Origin of the sequence: Thaumasiovibrio subtropicus, assembly GCF_019703835.1 — a bacterium.
GTDB classification, from domain to species: domain Bacteria; phylum Pseudomonadota; class Gammaproteobacteria; order Enterobacterales; family Vibrionaceae; genus Thaumasiovibrio; species Thaumasiovibrio subtropicus.
Genome location: NZ_AP023054.1, coordinates 537,141 through 556,563, shown reverse-complemented (window position 1 = coordinate 556,563; position 19,423 = coordinate 537,141). Strand labels below are relative to the sequence as shown.

General features: G+C 47.1%; 13 protein-coding genes and 1 pseudogene. 4 read left to right on the top strand and 10 right to left on the bottom strand.

The genetic code is table 11. From position 1 onward, the window contains the following. Positions 1–86: 86 nt before the first annotated feature. Both ftsH and rlmE read right to left on the bottom strand, forming a co-directional pair. Positions 87–2,039: an ATP-dependent zinc metalloprotease FtsH gene (gene ftsH / locus TSUB_RS02635; protein ID WP_202819768.1), complete on the bottom strand. Its 1,953-nt coding sequence runs from the start codon at positions 2,037–2,039 to the stop codon at positions 87–89. Between the two features lie 50 nt (positions 2,040–2,089). Next, positions 2,090–2,719 (bottom strand): 23S rRNA (uridine(2552)-2'-O)-methyltransferase RlmE, encoded by a 630-nt coding sequence (gene rlmE, locus TSUB_RS02630; protein WP_087023926.1) that lies wholly within the window; start codon positions 2,717–2,719, stop codon positions 2,090–2,092. Positions 2,720–2,832: 113 nt separating this feature from the next. Between rlmE and yhbY the strand changes: the two genes are divergently transcribed. Further along, positions 2,833–3,129, top strand: coding sequence for a ribosome assembly RNA-binding protein YhbY (gene yhbY, locus TSUB_RS02625; RefSeq protein ID WP_087023928.1), 297 nt, complete (start codon positions 2,833–2,835; stop codon positions 3,127–3,129). 82 nt (positions 3,130–3,211) lie between these two features. On the opposite strand, the gene greA is transcribed toward yhbY, so the two are convergent. Then, positions 3,212–3,685: a transcription elongation factor GreA gene (gene greA, locus TSUB_RS02620; protein WP_087023929.1), complete on the bottom strand. Its 474-nt coding sequence runs from the start codon at positions 3,683–3,685 to the stop codon at positions 3,212–3,214. A gap of 729 nt (positions 3,686–4,414) precedes the next feature. Between greA and TSUB_RS02615 the strand changes: the two genes are divergently transcribed. The 3 genes and pseudogenes from TSUB_RS02615 (at position 4,415) to TSUB_RS02605 (ending at position 8,577) form a co-directional block, all read left to right on the top strand. Then, the gene (locus TSUB_RS02615) at positions 4,415–5,431 is read left to right on the top strand and encodes a porin (protein ID WP_087023931.1); all 1,017 of its coding nucleotides are present in this window, start codon (positions 4,415–4,417) and stop codon (positions 5,429–5,431) included. Between the two features lie 174 nt (positions 5,432–5,605). Beyond that, positions 5,606–6,991, top strand: coding sequence for a D-alanyl-D-alanine carboxypeptidase/D-alanyl-D-alanine endopeptidase (gene dacB / locus TSUB_RS02610; RefSeq protein ID WP_159064976.1), 1,386 nt, complete (start codon positions 5,606–5,608; stop codon positions 6,989–6,991). A gap of 151 nt (positions 6,992–7,142) precedes the next feature. Beyond that, positions 7,143–8,577, top strand: a pseudogene (locus TSUB_RS02605) (IS1182 family transposase). A 129-nt stretch (positions 8,578–8,706) separates the two neighbouring features. Here the strand turns inward: TSUB_RS02605 and carB are convergent. The 7 genes from carB to ileS all read right to left on the bottom strand — a co-directional run bounded on the left by carB (position 8,707) and on the right by ileS (position 19,422). Then, entirely contained in the window at positions 8,707–11,934 is a 3,228-nt protein-coding gene (gene carB, locus TSUB_RS02600; RefSeq protein ID WP_087020959.1) for a carbamoyl-phosphate synthase large subunit, read from the bottom strand. Between the two features lie 17 nt (positions 11,935–11,951). Next, entirely contained in the window at positions 11,952–13,091 is a 1,140-nt protein-coding gene (gene carA / locus TSUB_RS02595; RefSeq protein WP_087020962.1) for a glutamine-hydrolyzing carbamoyl-phosphate synthase small subunit, read from the bottom strand. Between the two features lie 500 nt (positions 13,092–13,591). Next, positions 13,592–14,395 carry a 4-hydroxy-tetrahydrodipicolinate reductase gene (gene dapB / locus TSUB_RS02590; protein WP_087016375.1) on the bottom strand — a complete coding sequence of 268 codons (804 nt, stop codon included), beginning with the start codon at positions 14,393–14,395 and terminating at the stop codon, positions 13,592–13,594. Between the two features lie 138 nt (positions 14,396–14,533). Next, positions 14,534–15,475 (bottom strand): 4-hydroxy-3-methylbut-2-enyl diphosphate reductase, encoded by a 942-nt coding sequence (gene ispH, locus TSUB_RS02585; protein WP_087016374.1) that lies wholly within the window; start codon positions 15,473–15,475, stop codon positions 14,534–14,536. A gap of 32 nt (positions 15,476–15,507) precedes the next feature. Then, positions 15,508–15,945: an FKBP-type peptidyl-prolyl cis-trans isomerase gene (gene fkpB, locus TSUB_RS02580; RefSeq protein WP_087016373.1), complete on the bottom strand. Its 438-nt coding sequence runs from the start codon at positions 15,943–15,945 to the stop codon at positions 15,508–15,510. 130 nt (positions 15,946–16,075) lie between these two features. After that, the gene (gene lspA / locus TSUB_RS02575; protein ID WP_192867810.1) at positions 16,076–16,594 is read right to left on the bottom strand and encodes a signal peptidase II; all 519 of its coding nucleotides are present in this window, start codon (positions 16,592–16,594) and stop codon (positions 16,076–16,078) included. Between the two features lie 5 nt (positions 16,595–16,599). Then, a complete protein-coding gene (gene ileS, locus TSUB_RS02570) occupies positions 16,600–19,422 on the bottom strand; it encodes an isoleucine--tRNA ligase (RefSeq protein ID WP_087016371.1) in 2,823 nt (940 codons plus the stop codon). Position 19,423 lies beyond the last annotated feature (1 nt).

Genomic DNA, 19,423 nt, shown 5'->3' with positions numbered 1-19,423 from the left:
GGTATTAGCTTATCTAGATAAAGCGGTTAATTTGAGAAAATAAAAAACCCCGCAAAATACGGGGCTTTTGTTTACTTCAAGTACGTTTAAGCACTTGGCTTGTCATTATCTGCGGATTGCGACTGTGCTGATGCTTGCTCATCGTTCTCTGAGACAGATGGCGTATCGTTATTGTCAGGTTTTGACTCAGGCTTAGAAGACGGCGTTGAACCACTGTCACCCCAACCTTTCGGCGGGCGAATCTCTTCTTTACGGGCCATTAAGTCGTGGACTTGATCAGCATCGATCGTCTCATATTTCATCAATGCATCTTTCATTGCATGCATGATGTCCATGTTCTCTTCAAGAAGCTGACGAGCACGCGCATAATTGCGATCAATTAAACCACGCACTTCGGTATCGATCAGGTTAGCAGTGTCATCAGACATATGCTTCGACTGCGTCACGCTGCGTCCCAAGAACACTTCACCTTCATCCTCAGAATAGAGAAGAGGCCCTAGTTTCTCAGAGAAGCCCCACTGAGTAACCATCTTGCGAGCAATATTGGTCGCCATCTGAATATCTGAAGAGGCACCTGTTGAAACTTTGTCGTGACCATAAATCAACTCTTCGGCGATACGACCGCCATAAGCTGTCGAAATCGCACCTTCTAAGTACTGGCGGCTCTGGCTAATCGCATCACCTTCAGGTAAGAAGAAAGTCACACCCAGTGCACGGCCACGCGGAATGATGGTGACTTTGTGGACAGGATCATAGTCAGGCATGAGGTAACCGACAATAGCATGTCCAGCTTCGTGATACGCTGTCGACTCTTTGATCTCTTCCGACATCACCATCGACTTGCGTTCAGCACCCATGTTGATCTTATCTTTGGCTTTTTCAAACTCAACCATAGAGACAACACGCTTGTTACCACGTGCAGCAAACAGTGCCGCTTCGTTAACAAGGTTGGCAAGATCGGCACCAGAGTAACCAGGGGTACCACGTGCCAATACTGATGCTTCGACATCATTATCAAGCGGCACCTTACGCATGTGAACCTTTAGAATTTGCTCTCGGCCACGTACATCAGGTAAGCCTACAACAACTTGACGGTCAAAACGGCCAGGTCGCAACAGCGCAGGGTCAAGTACATCTGGACGGTTAGTCGCGGCAATAACAATAATGCCTTCATTACCTTCAAAACCATCCATCTCTACCAGCATTTGGTTGAGTGTCTGTTCACGTTCATCATGACCGCCACCGACACCAGCACCACGCTGACGACCTACCGCATCGATTTCATCGATAAAGATGATACAAGGCGACGCCTTCTTCGCTTGGTCAAACATGTCACGTACGCGTGATGCACCAACACCAACGAACATTTCAACAAAATCTGAACCTGAAATAGTAAAGAAAGGCACTTTCGCTTCACCGGCAATGGCTTTTGCGAGTAGCGTCTTACCTGTACCAGGAGGACCAACCATCAGAACACCCGTTGGGATTTTACCGCCCAACTTCTGGAAACGACTTGGGTCACGAAGGAAGTCAACTAACTCTTTCACATCCTCTTTTGCTTCATCACAACCTGCGACGTCAGCAAACGTTGTTTTGATTTGTTCTTCACTCATCATGCGCGCTTTCGACTTACCGAAAGACATCGCACCTTTACCGCCACCGCCTTGCATTTGGCGCATAAAGAAAACCCAAACACCGATAAGTAACAGCATTGGGAACCATGAGATGAAGATGTTAGCCAGCATGCTTTGCTGCTCTGGTGGCGTACCAACGACTTTAACGTCGTTCACCAACAAATCATCGATTAACTTTTGGTCATTGAGGACAGGCAAGTAAGTCACATAGCGCGTACTGTCACGTTTGTATACCGTGATCTCGCGATCATTGAATCGTGCTTCCCTTATCTGACCCTGACCGATCTCGTTAACGAATGTTGTATAGTCGACTTGACGACCCGCATTATCGCCTGGACCGAAGCTGTTAAATACAGACATCAGAACGACGGCAATGACCAGCCACAAAATCAAGTTTTTTGCCATGTCACTCAAGGTGTTAACCTCGCATTGTTCGAATAGATGATAGTAGAGTACTACAGTTTATAACCTGTAGCTACGATGTAAACTTCTCGAGATCGAGCTCGAGAAGAATCTGGTTTGCGAATCTTGACGGCTTTAAACATGCTACGCACTTCACTTAAGTATTGATCAAAGCCTTCCCCTTGGAACACTTTAACAATAAAACTTCCGTTTGGTGCAAGAACCTGACGGCACATATCTAATGCTAGTTCAACAAGATACATTGCTCTAGGTTGATCGGCTGCTAAATTTCCGCTCATGTTAGGCGCCATATCTGACATCACTACATCAACCATATCAGGTTGAATACGATCTAACAGTGCATCCAACACGGCTTCTTCACGGAAGTCACCCTGCAAGAAACTCACACCCGGCAACGAATCCATCGGTAAGATGTCACAAGCGATGACTTGACCATCCATACCGACGATTTCAGCCGCATATTGCGACCAACCGCCCGGTGCAGCACCAAGGTCAACAACTGTCATCCCCTCTTTTAGCAACTTATCTTTGTTTTGAATCTCTTCAATCTTAAAAATGGCTCGAGAGCGATAACCTTTTTTCTGAGCTTCTTGAACGTATTTATCGTCAAAATGCTCTTTCAACCAGCGACCTGAACTAGCTGAGTGTTTATTTTTACTCATAATTGACCTGAATTCGGTAATATTCGCGAATAATGCTCATAGTCATCTAGACTAGATGGCGTTAGAATATCGCGTTTTCAACCCTTGTGACTATAAAAGATCGAGCAGAACGTATGAACCTAAGCACGAAACAGAAACAATACCTGAAAGGGCTTGCACACAACCTTAAACCCGTCGTGTTAATGGGCGCTAATGGTTTAACCGAAGCCGTACTGGCCGAAATCGAAATTGCGCTCGACCACCATGAATTGATCAAGGTTAAAGTTGCATCAGAAGATCGCGAAACGAAAGTACTGATCATCGATGCCATTGTGCGCGAAACGGGTGCTGAAAAAGTACAGACGATTGGTAAAACCTTAGTGTTGTACCGTCAAAGCGAAGAACGAAAAGTCGAAATTCCTCGCAAGTAAAACAAGCAGTTACCCTCTAAAGGCAGAGAAAAAGAAGGCTACCCATCCGGTAGCCTTTTTCTTACATACAGCCTCAGTTCACTTAGATGTACTGGACTTGGTCGATTTCTAACTCTTTCAAACCACCAGGTGTTTGAATCTGCACTTCATCGCCTTCCATTTTACCAATCAAGCCGCGCGCAATCGGCGAGTTAACCGAAATAAGGTTTTGCTTAATGTCAGCTTCATCATCACCGACAATACGGTAGGTTAATTCGTCATCCGTATTGACATCGATCACTGTCACTGTGGTGCCAAAAATCACTTTGCCATTATTTGGTATTTTTGTGACATCAATCACCTGAGCCACAGAAAGCTTATACTCGATATCGCGGATTTGCGCTTCACAAATGCCCTGCTCCTCGCGAGCAGCGTGATACTCCGCATTCTCTTTCAGGTCACCCAGCTCTCGCGCCTCAGCGATCGCTTCACTGATTAAAGGACGACGTTTCATCAATTTATCTAGTTCATCGCGCAGCGCTTGCTCACCCTGCACGGTCATTGGTACTTTTTCCATTTGCTTCAAACCTCAACATCCAAACTTTGCCGGGGCAAAAATTGGCAATAGAAAACACGGCCCGGGCACACAAAACCCAGCCGAGTCGAAATGTTGGTTTCATAGTAGCAAAATTTTAAATAGGGATGCCAGCACCGCAAGAAGAGATAATGACGTGTCGCGCAATTCCACCACCTTATTGATCTCTGTATTCGCCCAGGTAGACCTCCGAACGGCTTTTTACACTTCTCAGCAAAGTCAGCAAAATTACTTTCACTCTCAACGCAGCGTAAAAAGCAACGACGATGAGTATTCACTGAGTGAAAATGGCACGCTAGCTGTCTAACTCTGCACCATGCTCATAAGCCAAATCTGCAGCACATCCACACCACGTAACTGCCACGCAACAAATCGTTTCCGCTCAAATTATCACCAAACGCCTACTCTATTTCCTAAAAAACAAACGGGACATAAATCACGAAAGCCAATGAAAAAACAAAACTTTCACAGAAATGAAATGCGGCAAACTTCAAAAAATAGAACAATTTGAAAATGTAACGGAACTTTAACTTAGATCAGTAACATCATGTTTTTTATAGTTTTTTTATCTAAAAATCGACTAAACGATCTCAAGGCCATGATTTTTCAGTTTTTTTTACTAACTGATTTGGGAGGGAACCATTACAAAGGTTGCGAGCATTCACATACATAAACGAATGTATCCAACTAATAATCTCAAGGATATTCAAGATGAATAAAAAACTGATCGCTCTGGCAGTGGCGGCAGCTTCATTCTCTGGTGTTGCTTCAGCAGCAGAAGTTTTCTCAAACGACACTTCTTCTCTAGCTATTGGTGGCCGTGCAGAAGCGCGTCTAGCTAACAGCAAAGTAAACAGCGCAAATGACAAAGGCTACAGCACTGAGTTCCAAGACAACTCTCGTGCACGTCTAAACGTGACTGGTACTACACAAATCTCTGATAGCCTATACGCTGTAGGTTTCTTCGAAACTGAGTACGCTTCAGAGAAAGGCGGTGAGTCTTCAACTCGTCACGTATATGCGGGTGTTGGCGGTGACTTCGGCCGTGTTACTTTCGGTCTACAAGACGGTTCTGTTGGCGTTATTACTGACTTCACCGACATCATGGCTTACCACGGCGCCGAAGCTGGTGGTAAGATCGACGTTGCTGACCGTATTGAGAACAACCTAGCATACGTTGGCTCTTTCGACGCACTATCAGTTAAAGCTAACTATGTTTTCAATAACAACGAAGGCGTCTATGACCTATCAGGTTACTCTGCATCTGCAATCTATGATTTCGATATGGGTCTATCGCTAGGTGCTGGCTTCGGTCATCAAGAAGATCAGAACCAAGCGACTCGCTCTAAGATTAAAGAAGATCAGTTCTACCTAGCAGCTTCTTACACCATGGGTGATTTTTACTTTGCTGGTCTTTACCAGAATTTCGAGTCAAAAGAATCTGGTGTAACAGGTAAAGACAAAGGTCGCGGTTTTGAACTAGCAGCGGCTTACACCATGGACAAGACTACTTTCTCTGTAACTTACGGTGTTCTAGAGTCTAAAGAATACGGCGAGCGTTACACCGATGAAGCTGATGCGATCGCAATCGATGCAACACACCGTTTCAACTCTAACTTCCGTACTTACATCTCATACAAGTTCAACAACTTGAGTGCAGGTAAAGATGGTAACACTAAAGTTGATGCGTCTGACGAATTTGTACTAGGTGCACGTTACGACTTCTAATTTCGCCTTGAGATTAGACACCCAAAAGCATCGCTTCGGCGATGCTTTTTTGTTTAAGCCCGTTAAAACCTAAAAGCGCCCCCTTCTCGTTACATTGATTATTCAACAACTTTCACTTTCCATTCTGCGTTTAATCACAGTAGACTGACTGCAAACTAATCAATGCAGGCTGTTATGAATCGACTTACACGTACACTGACTTTTGCAATAGCTGGCTTCAGTGCCCTGCTACCTATCCAAGCAAAAGAGCTTCCCACGCTACCCGGCGCGAACGTTGCACTTCATATTCAAGATCTCAAAACAGGTGAAGTGTTTAACTCGTACTCAAGTGATCAGTGGATGCAACCCGCAAGCACTCAAAAGGTGCTAACCGCATTAGTGGCGAAACAACGTTTAGGGACTGACTTTCGTTACACCACGTCGATCCATCAAGATCAACGCGGCGCGGTCATCAATTTCAGTGGGGACCCAACCCTTAACCGTACCCAACTCAGCAGCCTGCTGAAACAAGCTCGCAGTCAACAGCGTAACCTCTTTGATGGCGATATCTATCTCGTTAGTAACACTTTTGTTGGTGAAAATCGCGCGGTCGGCATTCCGTGGGATACGTTAGGTGTCTGCTATGCAGCCCCTGCGACGGGAATTGCGCTGGATAAGAATTGTATTCAAGGCTCAATCTACAGTAACCGTGATGTCGGTGAACCAGCAAGGGTGCATGTCCCTGCTCATCATTTGATTAGCGTTGATAATCAAGTCACTGTCGTCAGTAAAGAACAGCAGCAGCAGACGCAGTGTGAAATGCGCTTGCAAGCCTTTGCTAATAACCACTATTTGCTCACTGGCTGCTTGGTACAACGTGACCAGCCCTTACCCTTGCGGTTTGCACTGCAAGATCCTAAGACCTATATCGCGGATGTGATTCGTGCAGAGCTTAAAAAGCAAGGTGTTAACGTTAAAGGCACTATTTATACCAGCGATAAGCCAGCCACTTCTGCAGCGTTAAGCACACATCATTCACCATCGTTAATGCCATTGTTAGCTATGGTGCTGCAAGACTCCAATAATATCCTCACTGATAGTTTGCTACGCCATATTGGCGCAAAGGATGGCAGTGGTAGCTTTAGTTTTGGGACTGAAGTAATGCGACAACACTTGGCGGCCTTGTTGAACGATGAACAGTGGCTCACCACCCCCCTGAATGACGGTTCAGGGTTATCGCGCAACAACCGCCTGACGACGCAGCAACTCGCACAAGTCATTACTTACATCACGCAACACGAACCCGAGTTACTGGCACTTTTTCCAGTGAGCGGAGAGAGTGGCACGCTTCGTTATCGCCGCAGTTTACGCGGTGATACCTTGAAAGGAAAAGTCCAAGCCAAAACAGGCTCACTATATGGGGCGAGCAATCTCGCTGGCATTGTGACAACAAGTTCTGGCAGAGAGTTGCTCGTTGTACAGTTGGTTAATGATTATTTCTGGAAATGGCAGCCACGCACAACAAGCCCGCTGCAGCAGTTTGAACGGGCACTGTATACCGAGCTCGTCACCGAGTATTAAAGTGAGTATTTGCTAACGTGACTTTCATTTCAACCGATATAAAAAAACCGCTCTATTGAGCGGTTTGAGCGGTTTCAGACTGCTGACAAAGGTCTAGCTTTCGAGCTAGACCTTTGATCTAATAGGGGTATCGAAATATGGACACTCCGTTATGCTTCAAGAGCCTACTCCGCAACAATACGAACTGGAAATGGTGACGATGGAACAGTTAGTTCCTAAAAACCATTTAGTGCGTAAAATCGATAATGCTATCGACTTCGAATTCATTCGAGATGAAGTCGCTCATCTTTACTGTAAAGATAATGGACGCCCACCTGTTGACCCTGTCCGCCTCTTCAAAATCATCTTACTTGGCTACATCTTTGGCATAAAAGTGAGCGTCAGCTCGTCAAAGAGATTGAAGTGAATGTCGCTTACCGTTGGTTCTTGCGGATGTCATTAACAGAGAAAGTCATTCACGCTTCTACTCTCAGCCAGAACCGCATTCGTCGCTTTAATGGCACGGATGTATTCGAACGTATTTTTATCAATATCGTAGAGCAAGCCATGTCGAAAGGCTTGGTCGCGGGTCAAGAGCTCTTTACGGACAGTACTCATCTCAAAGCGAACGCCAACAAGAATAAACACACCAATAAAGTCACGGCGGTTCGTGCCAGTACCTATCTTGATATGCTGGATGAAGACGTCGCTTTAGACCGAGAAAAAGCAGGTAAGAAGCCACTTAAGGCTCGGGAGTCAGAGCCAAAAACAAAGAATACTAAAACCAGCACCACTGACCCAGAGAGTGGCTTCATGACTCGTGATAATAAGCCTCAAGGCTTCTTTTATCTCGACCATCGAACCGTTGATGGTCAACACGGAATTATTCTCGATACCTACACCACCGCGGGTAACATCAATGACTCACAGCCTTACGTTCAACGCTTAGATTACACGCTTGCCACATTCCAATTGAACCCGATAGCTGTTGGACTGGATGCGGGCTACTTTACTGCTCCAGTGGCGGAGTCACTTGAACGTCGAGCTATTCTTGGCGTGTTCGGTTATCGACGTCCATCTAGAACGAAAAATACGTTCAAAAGAAGCACTTTACTTACGATGCGCAAAGAGACAGCTACCAATGTCCGAATGGTCAGGAGTTGCTTTATAAAACTACCTCACGCGATGCGTATCGAGAATACCACTCAGCCCCCAAAGAATGTGCGTTCTGTCCAATGAGGGATGACTGTACTCAAAGCAGAAATATGAAGAAAGTGATTACACGGCATATCTATAGTGACGCAGTAGAGAGGGCAAACCAAATGCGGCTCTCTTCCTACGGCAAGAAGACTTATAGACGTCGAAGTGAAACAGTAGAACGTAGCTTTGCAGACGCTAAGCAACATCACGGTCATCGTTATGCTCGCTTCCGCGGTCTAGCCAATGTGCAAATGCAATGTTGGTTGGCAGCGGCAGCCCAAAACATCAAGAAGATAGCGCTGGTGATGAACTATCTCCGAAAAATAGGCTTAAACATGGCAGAAATGAGGCAAATACTTGCTTCTGTATGCCTATGTAATGAACGGAAACTTCTGCGCACGACATAGCAAAAAATATCGCGATCGCGACCTACGGTCGCTTCCAAAAAAGAACCCCGCTTAAAAAGCGGGGTTCGTCATCAATCTGAAACCGCTCTATTGAGCGGTTTTTTGTTAGTCACTAGTACTAGTATGCGATTAGCTGTTTGCCTTGACGCGAGCATGCAGCTCTTGCACTGATGTTACTTTGCTACGGTCATCGGCGGTATGTGCCATACAAGTAGCAAACGCGGCATTCAAGGTAGTAGTGTAGTTCACTTTCTCAGCCAGTGCGCCACGACGCAGTACTTTCGAATCTTCGATAGCCTGACGACCTTCTGTGGTGTTCACAATGTAGCTGTATTCGCCGTTCTTGATACGGTCAAGAATGTGTGGACGACCTTCATGTACCTTGTTAACTAGGCGAGGGTTAATACCCGCTTCACCCAGTACAACAGCAGTGCCGTGCGTCGCATCAAGCTCAAAACCAAGCTTCACTAGCTTAGATGCCAAATCAACAACACGTTGCTTATCGCCACCACGCACAGACAGCAGTGCACGGCCACCTTTCTCTTCTTGCTTACCACAACCAAGCTCAGCTTTTGCGAATGCTTCTGCGAACGTATCACCCACACCCATTACTTCACCCGTCGAACGCATCTCTGGGCCCAATAGTGGGTCAACACCTGGGAACTTGTTGAAAGGCAGAACCACTTCTTTCACAGAGTAGTACGGTGGGATAATCTCTTTCGTAAAGCCTTGTGACTCAAGCGATTGACCTGCCATCACACGTGCAGCTATTTTCGCTAGCGGCGCACCCGTTGCTTTAGAGACGAAAGGCACAGTACGTGCAGCACGAGGGTTTACTTCAATCAAGTAAACTTCGTTATCTTTCACCGCAAACTGTGTGTTCATCAAGCCACGTACACCAAGCTCCATCGCAAGCTTCGTCACTTGGTCACGCATCACATCTTGGATTTCTTGGCTCAATGTGTAAGCAGGTAATGAACATGCAGAGTCACCAGAGTGAACACCCGCTTGCTCAATGTGCTCCATGATGCCGCCAATCACTACGCGCTCACCATCACAAATTGCATCAATGTCGACTTCGGTAGCATCATCAAGGAAACGGTCCAAAAGTACTGGCGATTCGTTCGATACGCTTACCGCTTCGTTAAAGTAGCGGCGCAGGTCTTGCTCGTCGTAAACGATTTCCATCGCACGACCACCCAGTACGTAAGATGGACGTACAACCAGCGGATAACCAATTTCACGTGACTTCTCAACCGCTTGCTCAATTGCAGTCACGGTCGCGTTTTCAGGCTGCTTAAGGCCAAGACGCTCAACAGCAGCTTGGAAACGTTCGCGGTCTTCTGCACGGTCAATGGCATCAGGGCTAGTACCAATGATTGGCACACCTGCTGCTTCAAGTGCACGCGCTAATTTCAGCGGCGTTTGACCACCGTACTGAACGATAACGCCTTTTGGCTTCTCTACACGTACAATGGCCAATACATCTTCTAGCGTCACCGGCTCGAAGTAGAGGCGGTCTGAAGTATCGTAGTCTGTCGATACGGTTTCTGGGTTACAGTTAACCATGATGGTCTCGTAACCGTCTTCACGCAATGCAAGGGCTGCATGAACACAACAGTAATCAAACTCAATACCTTGACCAATACGGTTCGGGCCACCGCCCAGTACCATGATTTTATCTTTATTAGATGGGTTCGCTTCACACTCTTCATCATATGATGAGTACATGTAAGCGGTATCTGAAGAAAATTCAGCTGCACAGGTATCGACACGCTTGTAGACAGGGTGAATGTCAAACTGATCACGTAGTTTACGGATTTCAGATTCAGCAATACCGAGCAATTTAGCCAAACGCGCGTCAGAGAAACCTTTGCGCTTCAGGGTATTCAGCATATCGGCATTCAAGCCAGCAAAGCCGTTCTGCTTCACTTCCTGCTCAAGGCGCACGAGCTCCTCAATTTGAACCAGGAACCAGCGGTCAATCGCAGTAAGATTGAATACACCATCGACAGACATGCCAGCACGGAACGCATCAGCGATGTACCAGATGCGCTCTGCACCGGCATCTTTCAGTTCATGGCGGATCTTGGTTAATGCGTCTGGTGCATCAAGATCAACCATCTCGTCGAAGCCATTTGCGCCGACTTCTAGGCCGCGTAGCGCTTTCTGAAGTGATTCTTGTTGGTTACGACCAATTGCCATCACCTCACCAACCGACTTCATCTGCGTCGTTAGGCGGTCATTCGCGCCAGCAAACTTCTCGAAGTTGAAGCGAGGGATCTTAGTCACAACGTAATCGATAGTAGGCTCGAACGACGCCGGTGTTGCACCACCAGTAATATCGTTTTGAAGCTCATCAAGCGTGAAACCTACCGCGAGTTTTGCCGCAATCTTCGCGATTGGGAAACCCGTTGCTTTAGATGCAAGTGCAGACGAACGTGATACACGTGGGTTCATCTCGATGATAACCATACGGCCATCTTTCGGGTTAATACCAAACTGTACGTTTGAACCACCCGTTTCTACACCGATTTCACGCAATACAGCTAGCGATGCGTTACGCATCAACTGGTATTCTTTATCTGTCAGCGTTTGTGCTGGTGCTACTGTGATTGAGTCACCAGTGTGAATACCCATTGGATCGAAGTTTTCAATCGAACAGACGATGATACAGTTGTCCGCTTTATCACGAACCACTTCCATCTCGTACTCTTTCCAACCAATTAGCGACTCATCAATAAGCAGCTCGTTCGTTGGTGATAAGTCGAGACCACGACGACAGATCTCTTCGAACTCTTCTTTGTTATACGCAATACCACCACCGGTACCACCCATGGTGAACGAAGGTCGGATAATACATGGGAAGCCCACCATATCGAGAACTTTGTAAGCCTCTTCCATTGACTTCGCCGTATCAGCACGCGGACACTCTAGGCCAATTGACTTCATTGCTTTATCGAAACGAGAACGGTCTTCTGCTTTATCGATCGCATCAGCAGTGGCACCGATCATCTCAACGCCGAACTCTTTCAGAACGCCTTGCGCTTCAAGCTCAAGGGCACAGTTTAGTGCCGTCTGACCACCCATCGTTGGAAGCACCGCATCTGGGCGCTCTTTCGCGATGATATTTCTCACCACTTCCCAATGAATCGGCTCGATGTAGGTCGCATCAGCCATCTCTGGATCAGTCATGATCGTCGCTGGGTTAGAGTTGACTAGGATTACGCGGTAGCCTTCTTCACGAAGTGCTTTACACGCTTGCGCGCCCGAGTAGTCAAACTCACAAGCCTGACCGATTACGATTGGGCCTGCACCCAGAATCAGAATACTTTTAATATCAGTACGTTTTGGCATGTCTCTTAATCCCCTGCTCAGGCTTTGTGTTGCTTAATGAGTTCAATAAAGTGGTCAAACAGCGGTGCTGCATCATGTGGACCTGGGCTCGCTTCTGGGTGACCCTGGAAGCTAAATGCTGGTTTGTCTGTGCGGTGAATCCCCTGCAAAGAGCCATCAAACAGTGATTTGTGCGTCGCGCGCAATGTTTCAGGCAAGGTCTCTTCATCGGCAGCGAAACCGTGGTTTTGAGACGTAATCATCACGACATCACGATCAAGATCTTTCACTGGGTGGTTAGCACCGTGGTGACCAAACTTCATTTTCACTGTTTGTGCACCAGACGCTAGAGCAAGGATCTGGTGGCCAAGACAGATACCAAAAATAGGTAATCCCTTATCAAGGAAAGTCTTGGTCGCTTCAATCGCGTAAGTACATGGCTCTGGGTCACCTGGGCCGTTTGATAGGAAAACGCCATCAGGATTCAGCGCCAATACCTCTTCGGCTGACGTTTCTGCAGGGACAACGGTCAAACGACAGCCGCGGTCAACAAGCATGCGCAAGATGTTACGCTTCGCACCAAAGTCATAGGCAACAACATGGTATGGCAATTCGCTATCCGCTTTCGCTTCAGGCAAGCCACCTTCTAGCGTCCAAGAGCCCTGTTTCCACTCATACGCTTCTTTTGTCGTCACCACTTTCGCTAAATCCATGCCTTTCAAGCCTGGGAACGCTTTCGCTTTATCAAGCGCAAGTGCTTCATCCAAGTTATTACCCGCAAGGATACAACCATTCTGCGCACCTTTTTCACGAAGAAGACGCGTCAATTTGCGTGTATCGATATCAGCGATACCCACAATGTTCTGCGATTTTAGGTAATCAGAAAGGGTTTGTTCGTTACGGAAGTTTGAAGCAATGATTGGCAGGTCGCGAATGACAAGACCTTGAGCGTGGATTGAGGAGGATTCTTCGTCTTCGGAATTGGTTCCGGTGTTACCAATGTGGGGATAAGTAAGGGTAACGATTTGTTGGGAATAGGAAGGATCAGTAAGGATTTCTTGATACCCTGTCATTGAAGTATTAAAAACCACTTCACCAACAGCTAAACCATCCGCTCCAATGGCAGTGCCACGGAACACAGTCCCATCTTCTAGGACTAATAGTGCTGACTTACTCAAGACAACCTCCAAAATCAATAAATATGCAACCAAATTGTATAAAATTTCACTAGCGAAATCTATACCTAGCGCTCCGTCACAGAACGCTGAATTTTGACAAATTGCGCGCATTCTAGGGATCGAAATGCCACCTGTCAACCAGCATATAAAAAATAAAATTTTTTATAGTGATTTGACCTGCAACTTGCCCCCAAGTGCTTAAAAAACTCAGTTTACTTAAATGTAATGGATCTCATTTGTGACCAAGTCGTCATAATTTAATCGCACCTCGTCACAAGGCATTCGACAGGCGTTAACTAAGCAGCCAAACGTTTCCCTCGCTTAGTTTAGACTGACTTTCATTCATTACTGAGGGTTTTCGTGCTAAGAAGGCGAAAAGAAGGGGTTATCTCAACCAGAATCAGGGAAATTTATGCACGTAAAATAGTGCGGCATTGCGGATAAAAGCCTATGCAAAAGAATAATGACGAGCACGCTTCACTGCATAGGCATTCAATGTATCAGTTTAAACCAAGCACATCCTGCATGGTGTAAAAGCCTGCGGGCTTATCATCTAACCAAGCCGCTGCACGCACTGCACCATTGGCAAAGGTCATACGGTCAGAGGCTTTGTGGGTGATCTCCACTCGCTCACCGATATCAGCAAACATCGCGGTGTGTTCTCCAACAATATCGCCGGCGCGAATTGTCGCGAACCCAATTTCATCACGGCTGCGTTCCCCCGTAATACCTTCACGAGCATAAACAGCGACATCGCTAAGTTTATTACCCATCGCGTCAGCAATCGCCTCGCCCATTCCAATCGCCGTCCCCGAAGGCGCATCGACTTTATGGCGGTGGTGCGCTTCAATGACCTCGATGTCGCAATAGTCACCCATGACTTTTGCCGCTTGTTCTAGTAGCTTAAAAACAAGGTTAACACCCACACTATAGTTCGGCGCCATGATCATCGGGACCTGCTGCGCGGCAGCATCCACTTGTTGACGCTCTTCTTCAGAAAAGCCAGTGGTACCAATGACGATTTTTTTACCCTGCGCCTGACAAAGGGCAATGTTATTCAATGTGGCTACGGGCGCGGTAAAATCGATAAGCACATCAAATGCATCGCTCACTTTTTCCAGATCGTCCACAATAGCAACATTCAGTTTTCCAACGCCCGCTAGCTCGCCTGCATCACAGCCAATTAAGCTTGACTCGGGGCGCTCGGTTGCCGCACCTAACTCTGCAAACTCAGAAAGATGCACAGCCTTAATCAAGTTACGTCCCATTCGTCCTGCTGCACCAGCAATCGCAATTCGAACCATTGCGTCCATTCTCCATGTTATGTTGTGAATACTCACTGTACCCAAACTTGGCCAAAATCCAAAGCCCTAATCGAATTGGATATTCGAGGATATAAAAAACCCCGCTAAACTAGCGGGGTTTCAATGAGACCTTAGTCCTTAAATATTTTTTACCTGTAACTCGCGGGGTACTTCAAAAAACATATTCTCTTCACGCCCCGTCAATTCTTCCACGACGGCACCTTGAATCTCTTGAATACGAGCGATAATTTGATTCACAAGCTCTTCCGGCGCCGATGCACCTGCCGTGACCCCCACTTTTTGCTTCCCGGTAAACCACTGCGCTTCCACATCTTCAGGGCAATCGGTTAGGTAGCCAGGCGTTCCAAGCTTTTCGGACAACTCACGTAATCGGTTGGAGTTTGAAGAGTTTTTCGAGCCCACAACGACCACGACATCGACGTCTTCGGCTAACTCGCGCACCGCATCTTGACGATTTTGCGTTGCATAGCAAATATCATCTTTTCGCGGCCCTTGGATCTCAGGAAAAACCTCGCGAAGCTTGGCGATAACTTCCGCAGTTTCATCAACGGACAGTGTGGTTTGACTGACATAATGCAAATTGGCTGGGTCTTTGACCTCAAGCTGCAACACATCTTCCGGTTTCTCTACGAGGTACATACCGCCAGTGTCGCTTGCATACTGGCCCATGGTTCCTTCCACTTCTGGATGCCCAGCATGACCGATGAGTACCACTTCCATGTTGCGTCGGCTAGCACGTGCCACTTCCATATGTACTTTCGTCACCAGAGGACACGTCGCATCAAACACCGTTAAGGCGCGCGATTTCGCTTCAGCACGCACGGCTTGAGAAACCCCGTGAGCAGAAAAAATAACTATGCTGTCATCAGGTACTTCATGGAGTTCTTCTACGAAAATAGCGCCACGCTGTTTTAGCCCTTCAACCACAAATCGATTATGTACGACCTCATGGCGAACATAGATTGGCGGCTCATACATTTCCAAGGCGCGCTCCACAATCGTGATAGCACGATCTACCCCCGCACAAAAACCACGAGGGTTAGCAAGTAAGATTTTCATCTCTATCTGTTTCTCTTAAGCTAGGATCTTTACTAAGCAAGGATCTCGACGATATCGACATCAAAAATAATATCAACCCCGGATAAAGGATGGTTAAAGTCAACAGTCACTGAATCGCCTGTTACATCCGTAATCACACCCGGGATTTCACCACCGTCAGGACCAGAAAACGCCATGATCGTCCCCACTTCAGGTTCAACATCGGCACCAAACTGCGTCCGAGAAAAGTGCTGGATATTGTCTGGGTTTGGCATACCAAACGCATCTTCAGGGGCAAGCTCAAATCTGGCCTTTTCACCCACAGCCAGCCCAATCAGGCATTTTTCGAACTGTGGCGTTAAACTACCGTCACCTAAACGAAACTTAACAGGTTGCCCTGAGGCTTGAGTCGACTCGGCCACAGACCCATCTTTGAGCTTAATTTCAAAGTGAATCAGCACTTCACTGCTGTCAGTGATTACTCCAGACATATCTATCCTTGCTCTATTTTTATATTAGATGCGAGCCTTCACCGAGGCTCGTCATCAATTTAACACTATTATTACAACAAAGCGCCACCCACGATAGCGGGTAGCGCTTTTTAATTTAGTCTAGCTATGTTTACTTATCGGTTTGCTCATCACCTTGCGGTGCTCTTCGCTCAGACAGAAAACTGTCCAAGATAATCAGTGCACCGCCGACACAGATTGCAGCGTCGGCGATATTAAAGGCAGGCCAATGATAATCACCAACATAAAAGTCGAGAAAATCGACGACATAACCGTGCACTAAACGATCAAAAACATTGCCCAGCGCACCACCAATCACCATGGCGTACGCACAGTTTTCCATACGTTGCGCGATAGATGATTTACGCATCCAGTACAACAGTACGCCACACACTACAAAAGCGATCAGGGTGAAGAACCAACGCTGCCAACCCCCGGCATCACTCAAGAAGCTAAACGCAGCTCCGTAGTTATGCACATATAACAGATTGAAGAATGGCAATATCTCGATACGTCCATTCCATCCGTACGTCATGGTATTCATGACGAGTAATTTGCTACCAATATCGGCAACAAAGACGAGGACCGCTAGCCAAAGCCAGCGGATACCTGATTGTTTAAGGGTTGGCATAGTCATTAGGCAAACTTACGCTCTTCTCCATCACCATCAACGTTGCTCACACAACGACCACAAATCTTCTCGTGTCCTGCAATTGAGCCAACATCGCTAACATAGTGCCAGCAACGATCACATTTTTCACCGTCAGACGCGCTCACAGCGACGAACAGACCTTCAAGGTCAGTCTCTTGTGCTGATGCAGACTTATCTGCCACGTCACGTACCGCGACCTTAGACGTGAGCAAGACGAAACGCAACTCATCTTCTAGCTTGTTCAATTGACTCGCTAATGCCACATCCGCATAAAGTGTGACATCCGCTTGTAACGATCCACCAATAGTTTTTTCGTTACGCGCCGCTTCAAGCAACTTGTTCACTGCACCACGGACTTGTTGTACTTGAGACCAGAATGCATCATTTAACTCTGCGTTCTCTTCTAAGCCAAACAGACCTTCGTACCACTCGCCCGTAAACACAAACTTGTCACGCTCGCCTGGCATCTCCTGCCAAATCTCATCAGCCGTGAACGACATGATCGGTGCCATCCAACGTACAAGAGCTTCTGCAATGTAGTAAAGGGCCGTTTGACAGCTGCGCTGCGCGTGTCCGCCTTTCTTCGCTGTGTACTGGCGATCTTTAATCACATCCAGATAGAAAGAGCCCATCTCGATAGAACAGAACTGCATCAAGCGTTGCGTTACCGCATGCAGGTTGTAATCATCGTATGCGGCAATGATATCCGCCTGCGCGGCTTTCGCTTGACCCACCGCCCAACGATCTAGCTCGACCATCTCATCCGCAGGGATCATATCGGTTTCTGGATTAAAGCCGTTCAAGTTAGCAAGTAGGAAACGAGCGGTGTTACGAATACGACGATACGCATCGGCGCTGCGTTTTAGGATCTCATCAGATACCGCCACTTCACCAGTGTAGTCTGTCGAAGCGACCCATAAACGAAGAATATCCGCACCCAGCTTGTTAGTAACATCTTTTGGCGCGACAACGTTGCCGATTGATTTCGACATTTTACGGCCTTGACCATCGACCACAAAGCCGTGCGTCAACACTTGTTTGTATGGGGCTTCACCTTTCATCGCCACAGACGAAATCAGTGATGACTGGAACCAACCACGGTGCTGATCAGAGCCTTCAAGATAAAGATCGGCACTGTTGCCGTTAAATTCGTCACGTGCATCAACAACAGCAGAGTGCGTGACACCTGAATCGAACCAAACGTCTAACGTATCAAGCACTTTCTCATAATTCGCGGCATCGTCTGCCCCCATGAGTTCAGCAGGATCCACATCCCACCAGGCTTGAATCCCCTTTTCTTCTACAAGTTGAGCAACCTTTTCAATCAACGCTAGGCTATTTGGGTGAAGCTCTTGGGTCTCTTTATGGACGAATAAAGCAATTGGCACACCCCAAGTACGCTGACGTGAAATACACCATTCAGGACGACCTTCAACCATGCCTTCAATGCGACTTTGACCCCATTCAGGCAACCACTGTACGCCTTTGATCTCTTCTAACGCTTTAGCACGCAGCCCCGCCTGGTCCATTGACACAAACCACTGAGGTGTTGCACGGAAGATGATCGGCGTTTTATGGCGCCAACAGTGAGGATAACTGTGCTCATAAGCATGGTGATGTAATAGCGCACCCTGCTCTTTTAGCGTTTCAACAACATTGTCATTGGCTTTGAACACGTGTTGGCCAGCAAAAAGTTCAGTATCAGGGAGATAAACACCATTGCTGCCAACTGGGTTAGCCACTTCAAGGTTGTACTGTTGACCAACCACGAAGTCTTCTTGACCATGGCCCGGCGCGGTGTGTACACACCCCGTACCCGATTCCGTTGTCACGTGATCACCCAAAATAACAGGCACATCAAAGCTGTAGAATGGGTGATTAAAACGCAATAGTTCTAAATCAGCGCCTTTACAGAAGCCGAGTTCACGGTACTCTTCGATACCCGCTCGCGCCATGACGTCTTTCGCAAGCTCAGCAGCAACAATCAATCGTTCTACCTTGTCACCCGCCGTTTGTACCAGCACATATTCAAGGTCATCACGACAAGCAACCGCGCGGTTTGCTGGCAATGTCCATGGTGTTGTTGTCCAGATAACAATGGAGATATCGCCTTCACCTTCCACTGTACCAAACTTGGCAAGCACAGCGTCCGTATCGACGGCTTTAAACTTCACATCGATCGATGGCGACACTTTATCTTTATACTCAACTTCTGCTTCAGCCAATGCTGAACCACAGTCTGTACACCAATGAACAGGCTTAAAACCTTTTAGTAAGTGACCATTGTCGGCAATTTTACCCAGCGCACGAATAATGTTGGCTTCTGTAGCAAAGTCCATTGTGCGGTATGGCTTGTCCCACTCACCTAAAATACCAAGACGTTTGAAGCTCTCTTTTTGACCTTCAACTTGGCCTGCGGCGTAAGTGCGACACTTTTCACGAAACTCAGCAGCGGTCACTTTATGACCTGGCTTGCCTACTTTCTTTTCAACCATTAGCTCGATTGGCAGACCGTGGCAATCCCAACCTGGCACGTAAGGCGCGTCGAAGCCAGACAGTGACTTCGACTTAATAATAATGTCTTTAAGAATCTTGTTTAGCGCGTGACCAATATGAATATCTCCGTTGGCGTATGGAGGGCCATCGTGGAGAACGAAAGATTTCTTACCTTTCTTTGCTTTACGGACTTCACCGTAAAGATCTTCTTTATACCAACGCTCAAGCATTTTTGGCTCGCGCTGAGCCAAGTTACCGCGCATCGGAAACCCTGTCTCAGGCAGGTTCAGGGTATCTTTATAGTCGCTCATT

What these genes read in the sequence shown, in the direction of transcription:
- TSUB_RS02615 (WP_087023931.1), top strand. Translation starts at nt 4,415, where the DNA reads ATGAATAAAAAACTGATCGCTCTGGCAGTGGCGGCAGCTTCATTCTCT.
- dacB (WP_159064976.1), top strand. Translation starts at nt 5,606, where the DNA reads ATGAATCGACTTACACGTACACTGACTTTTGCAATAGCTGGCTTCAGT.
- ftsH (WP_202819768.1), bottom strand. Translation starts at nt 2,039, where the DNA reads ATGGCAAAAAACTTGATTTTGTGGCTGGTCATTGCCGTCGTTCTGATG.
- greA (WP_087023929.1), bottom strand. Translation starts at nt 3,685, where the DNA reads ATGGAAAAAGTACCAATGACCGTGCAGGGTGAGCAAGCGCTGCGCGAT.
- ispH (WP_087016374.1), bottom strand. Translation starts at nt 15,475, where the DNA reads ATGAAAATCTTACTTGCTAACCCTCGTGGTTTTTGTGCGGGGGTAGAT.
- rlmE (WP_087023926.1), bottom strand. Translation starts at nt 2,719, where the DNA reads ATGAGTAAAAATAAACACTCAGCTAGTTCAGGTCGCTGGTTGAAAGAG.
- yhbY (WP_087023928.1), top strand. Translation starts at nt 2,833, where the DNA reads ATGAACCTAAGCACGAAACAGAAACAATACCTGAAAGGGCTTGCACAC.
- lspA (WP_192867810.1), bottom strand. Translation starts at nt 16,594, where the DNA reads ATGCCAACCCTTAAACAATCAGGTATCCGCTGGCTTTGGCTAGCGGTC.
- carB (WP_087020959.1), bottom strand. Translation starts at nt 11,934, where the DNA reads ATGCCAAAACGTACTGATATTAAAAGTATTCTGATTCTGGGTGCAGGC.
- fkpB (WP_087016373.1), bottom strand. Translation starts at nt 15,945, where the DNA reads ATGTCTGGAGTAATCACTGACAGCAGTGAAGTGCTGATTCACTTTGAA.
- dapB (WP_087016375.1), bottom strand. Translation starts at nt 14,395, where the DNA reads ATGGTTCGAATTGCGATTGCTGGTGCAGCAGGACGAATGGGACGTAAC.
- ileS (WP_087016371.1), bottom strand. Translation starts at nt 19,422, where the DNA reads ATGAGCGACTATAAAGATACCCTGAACCTGCCTGAGACAGGGTTTCCG.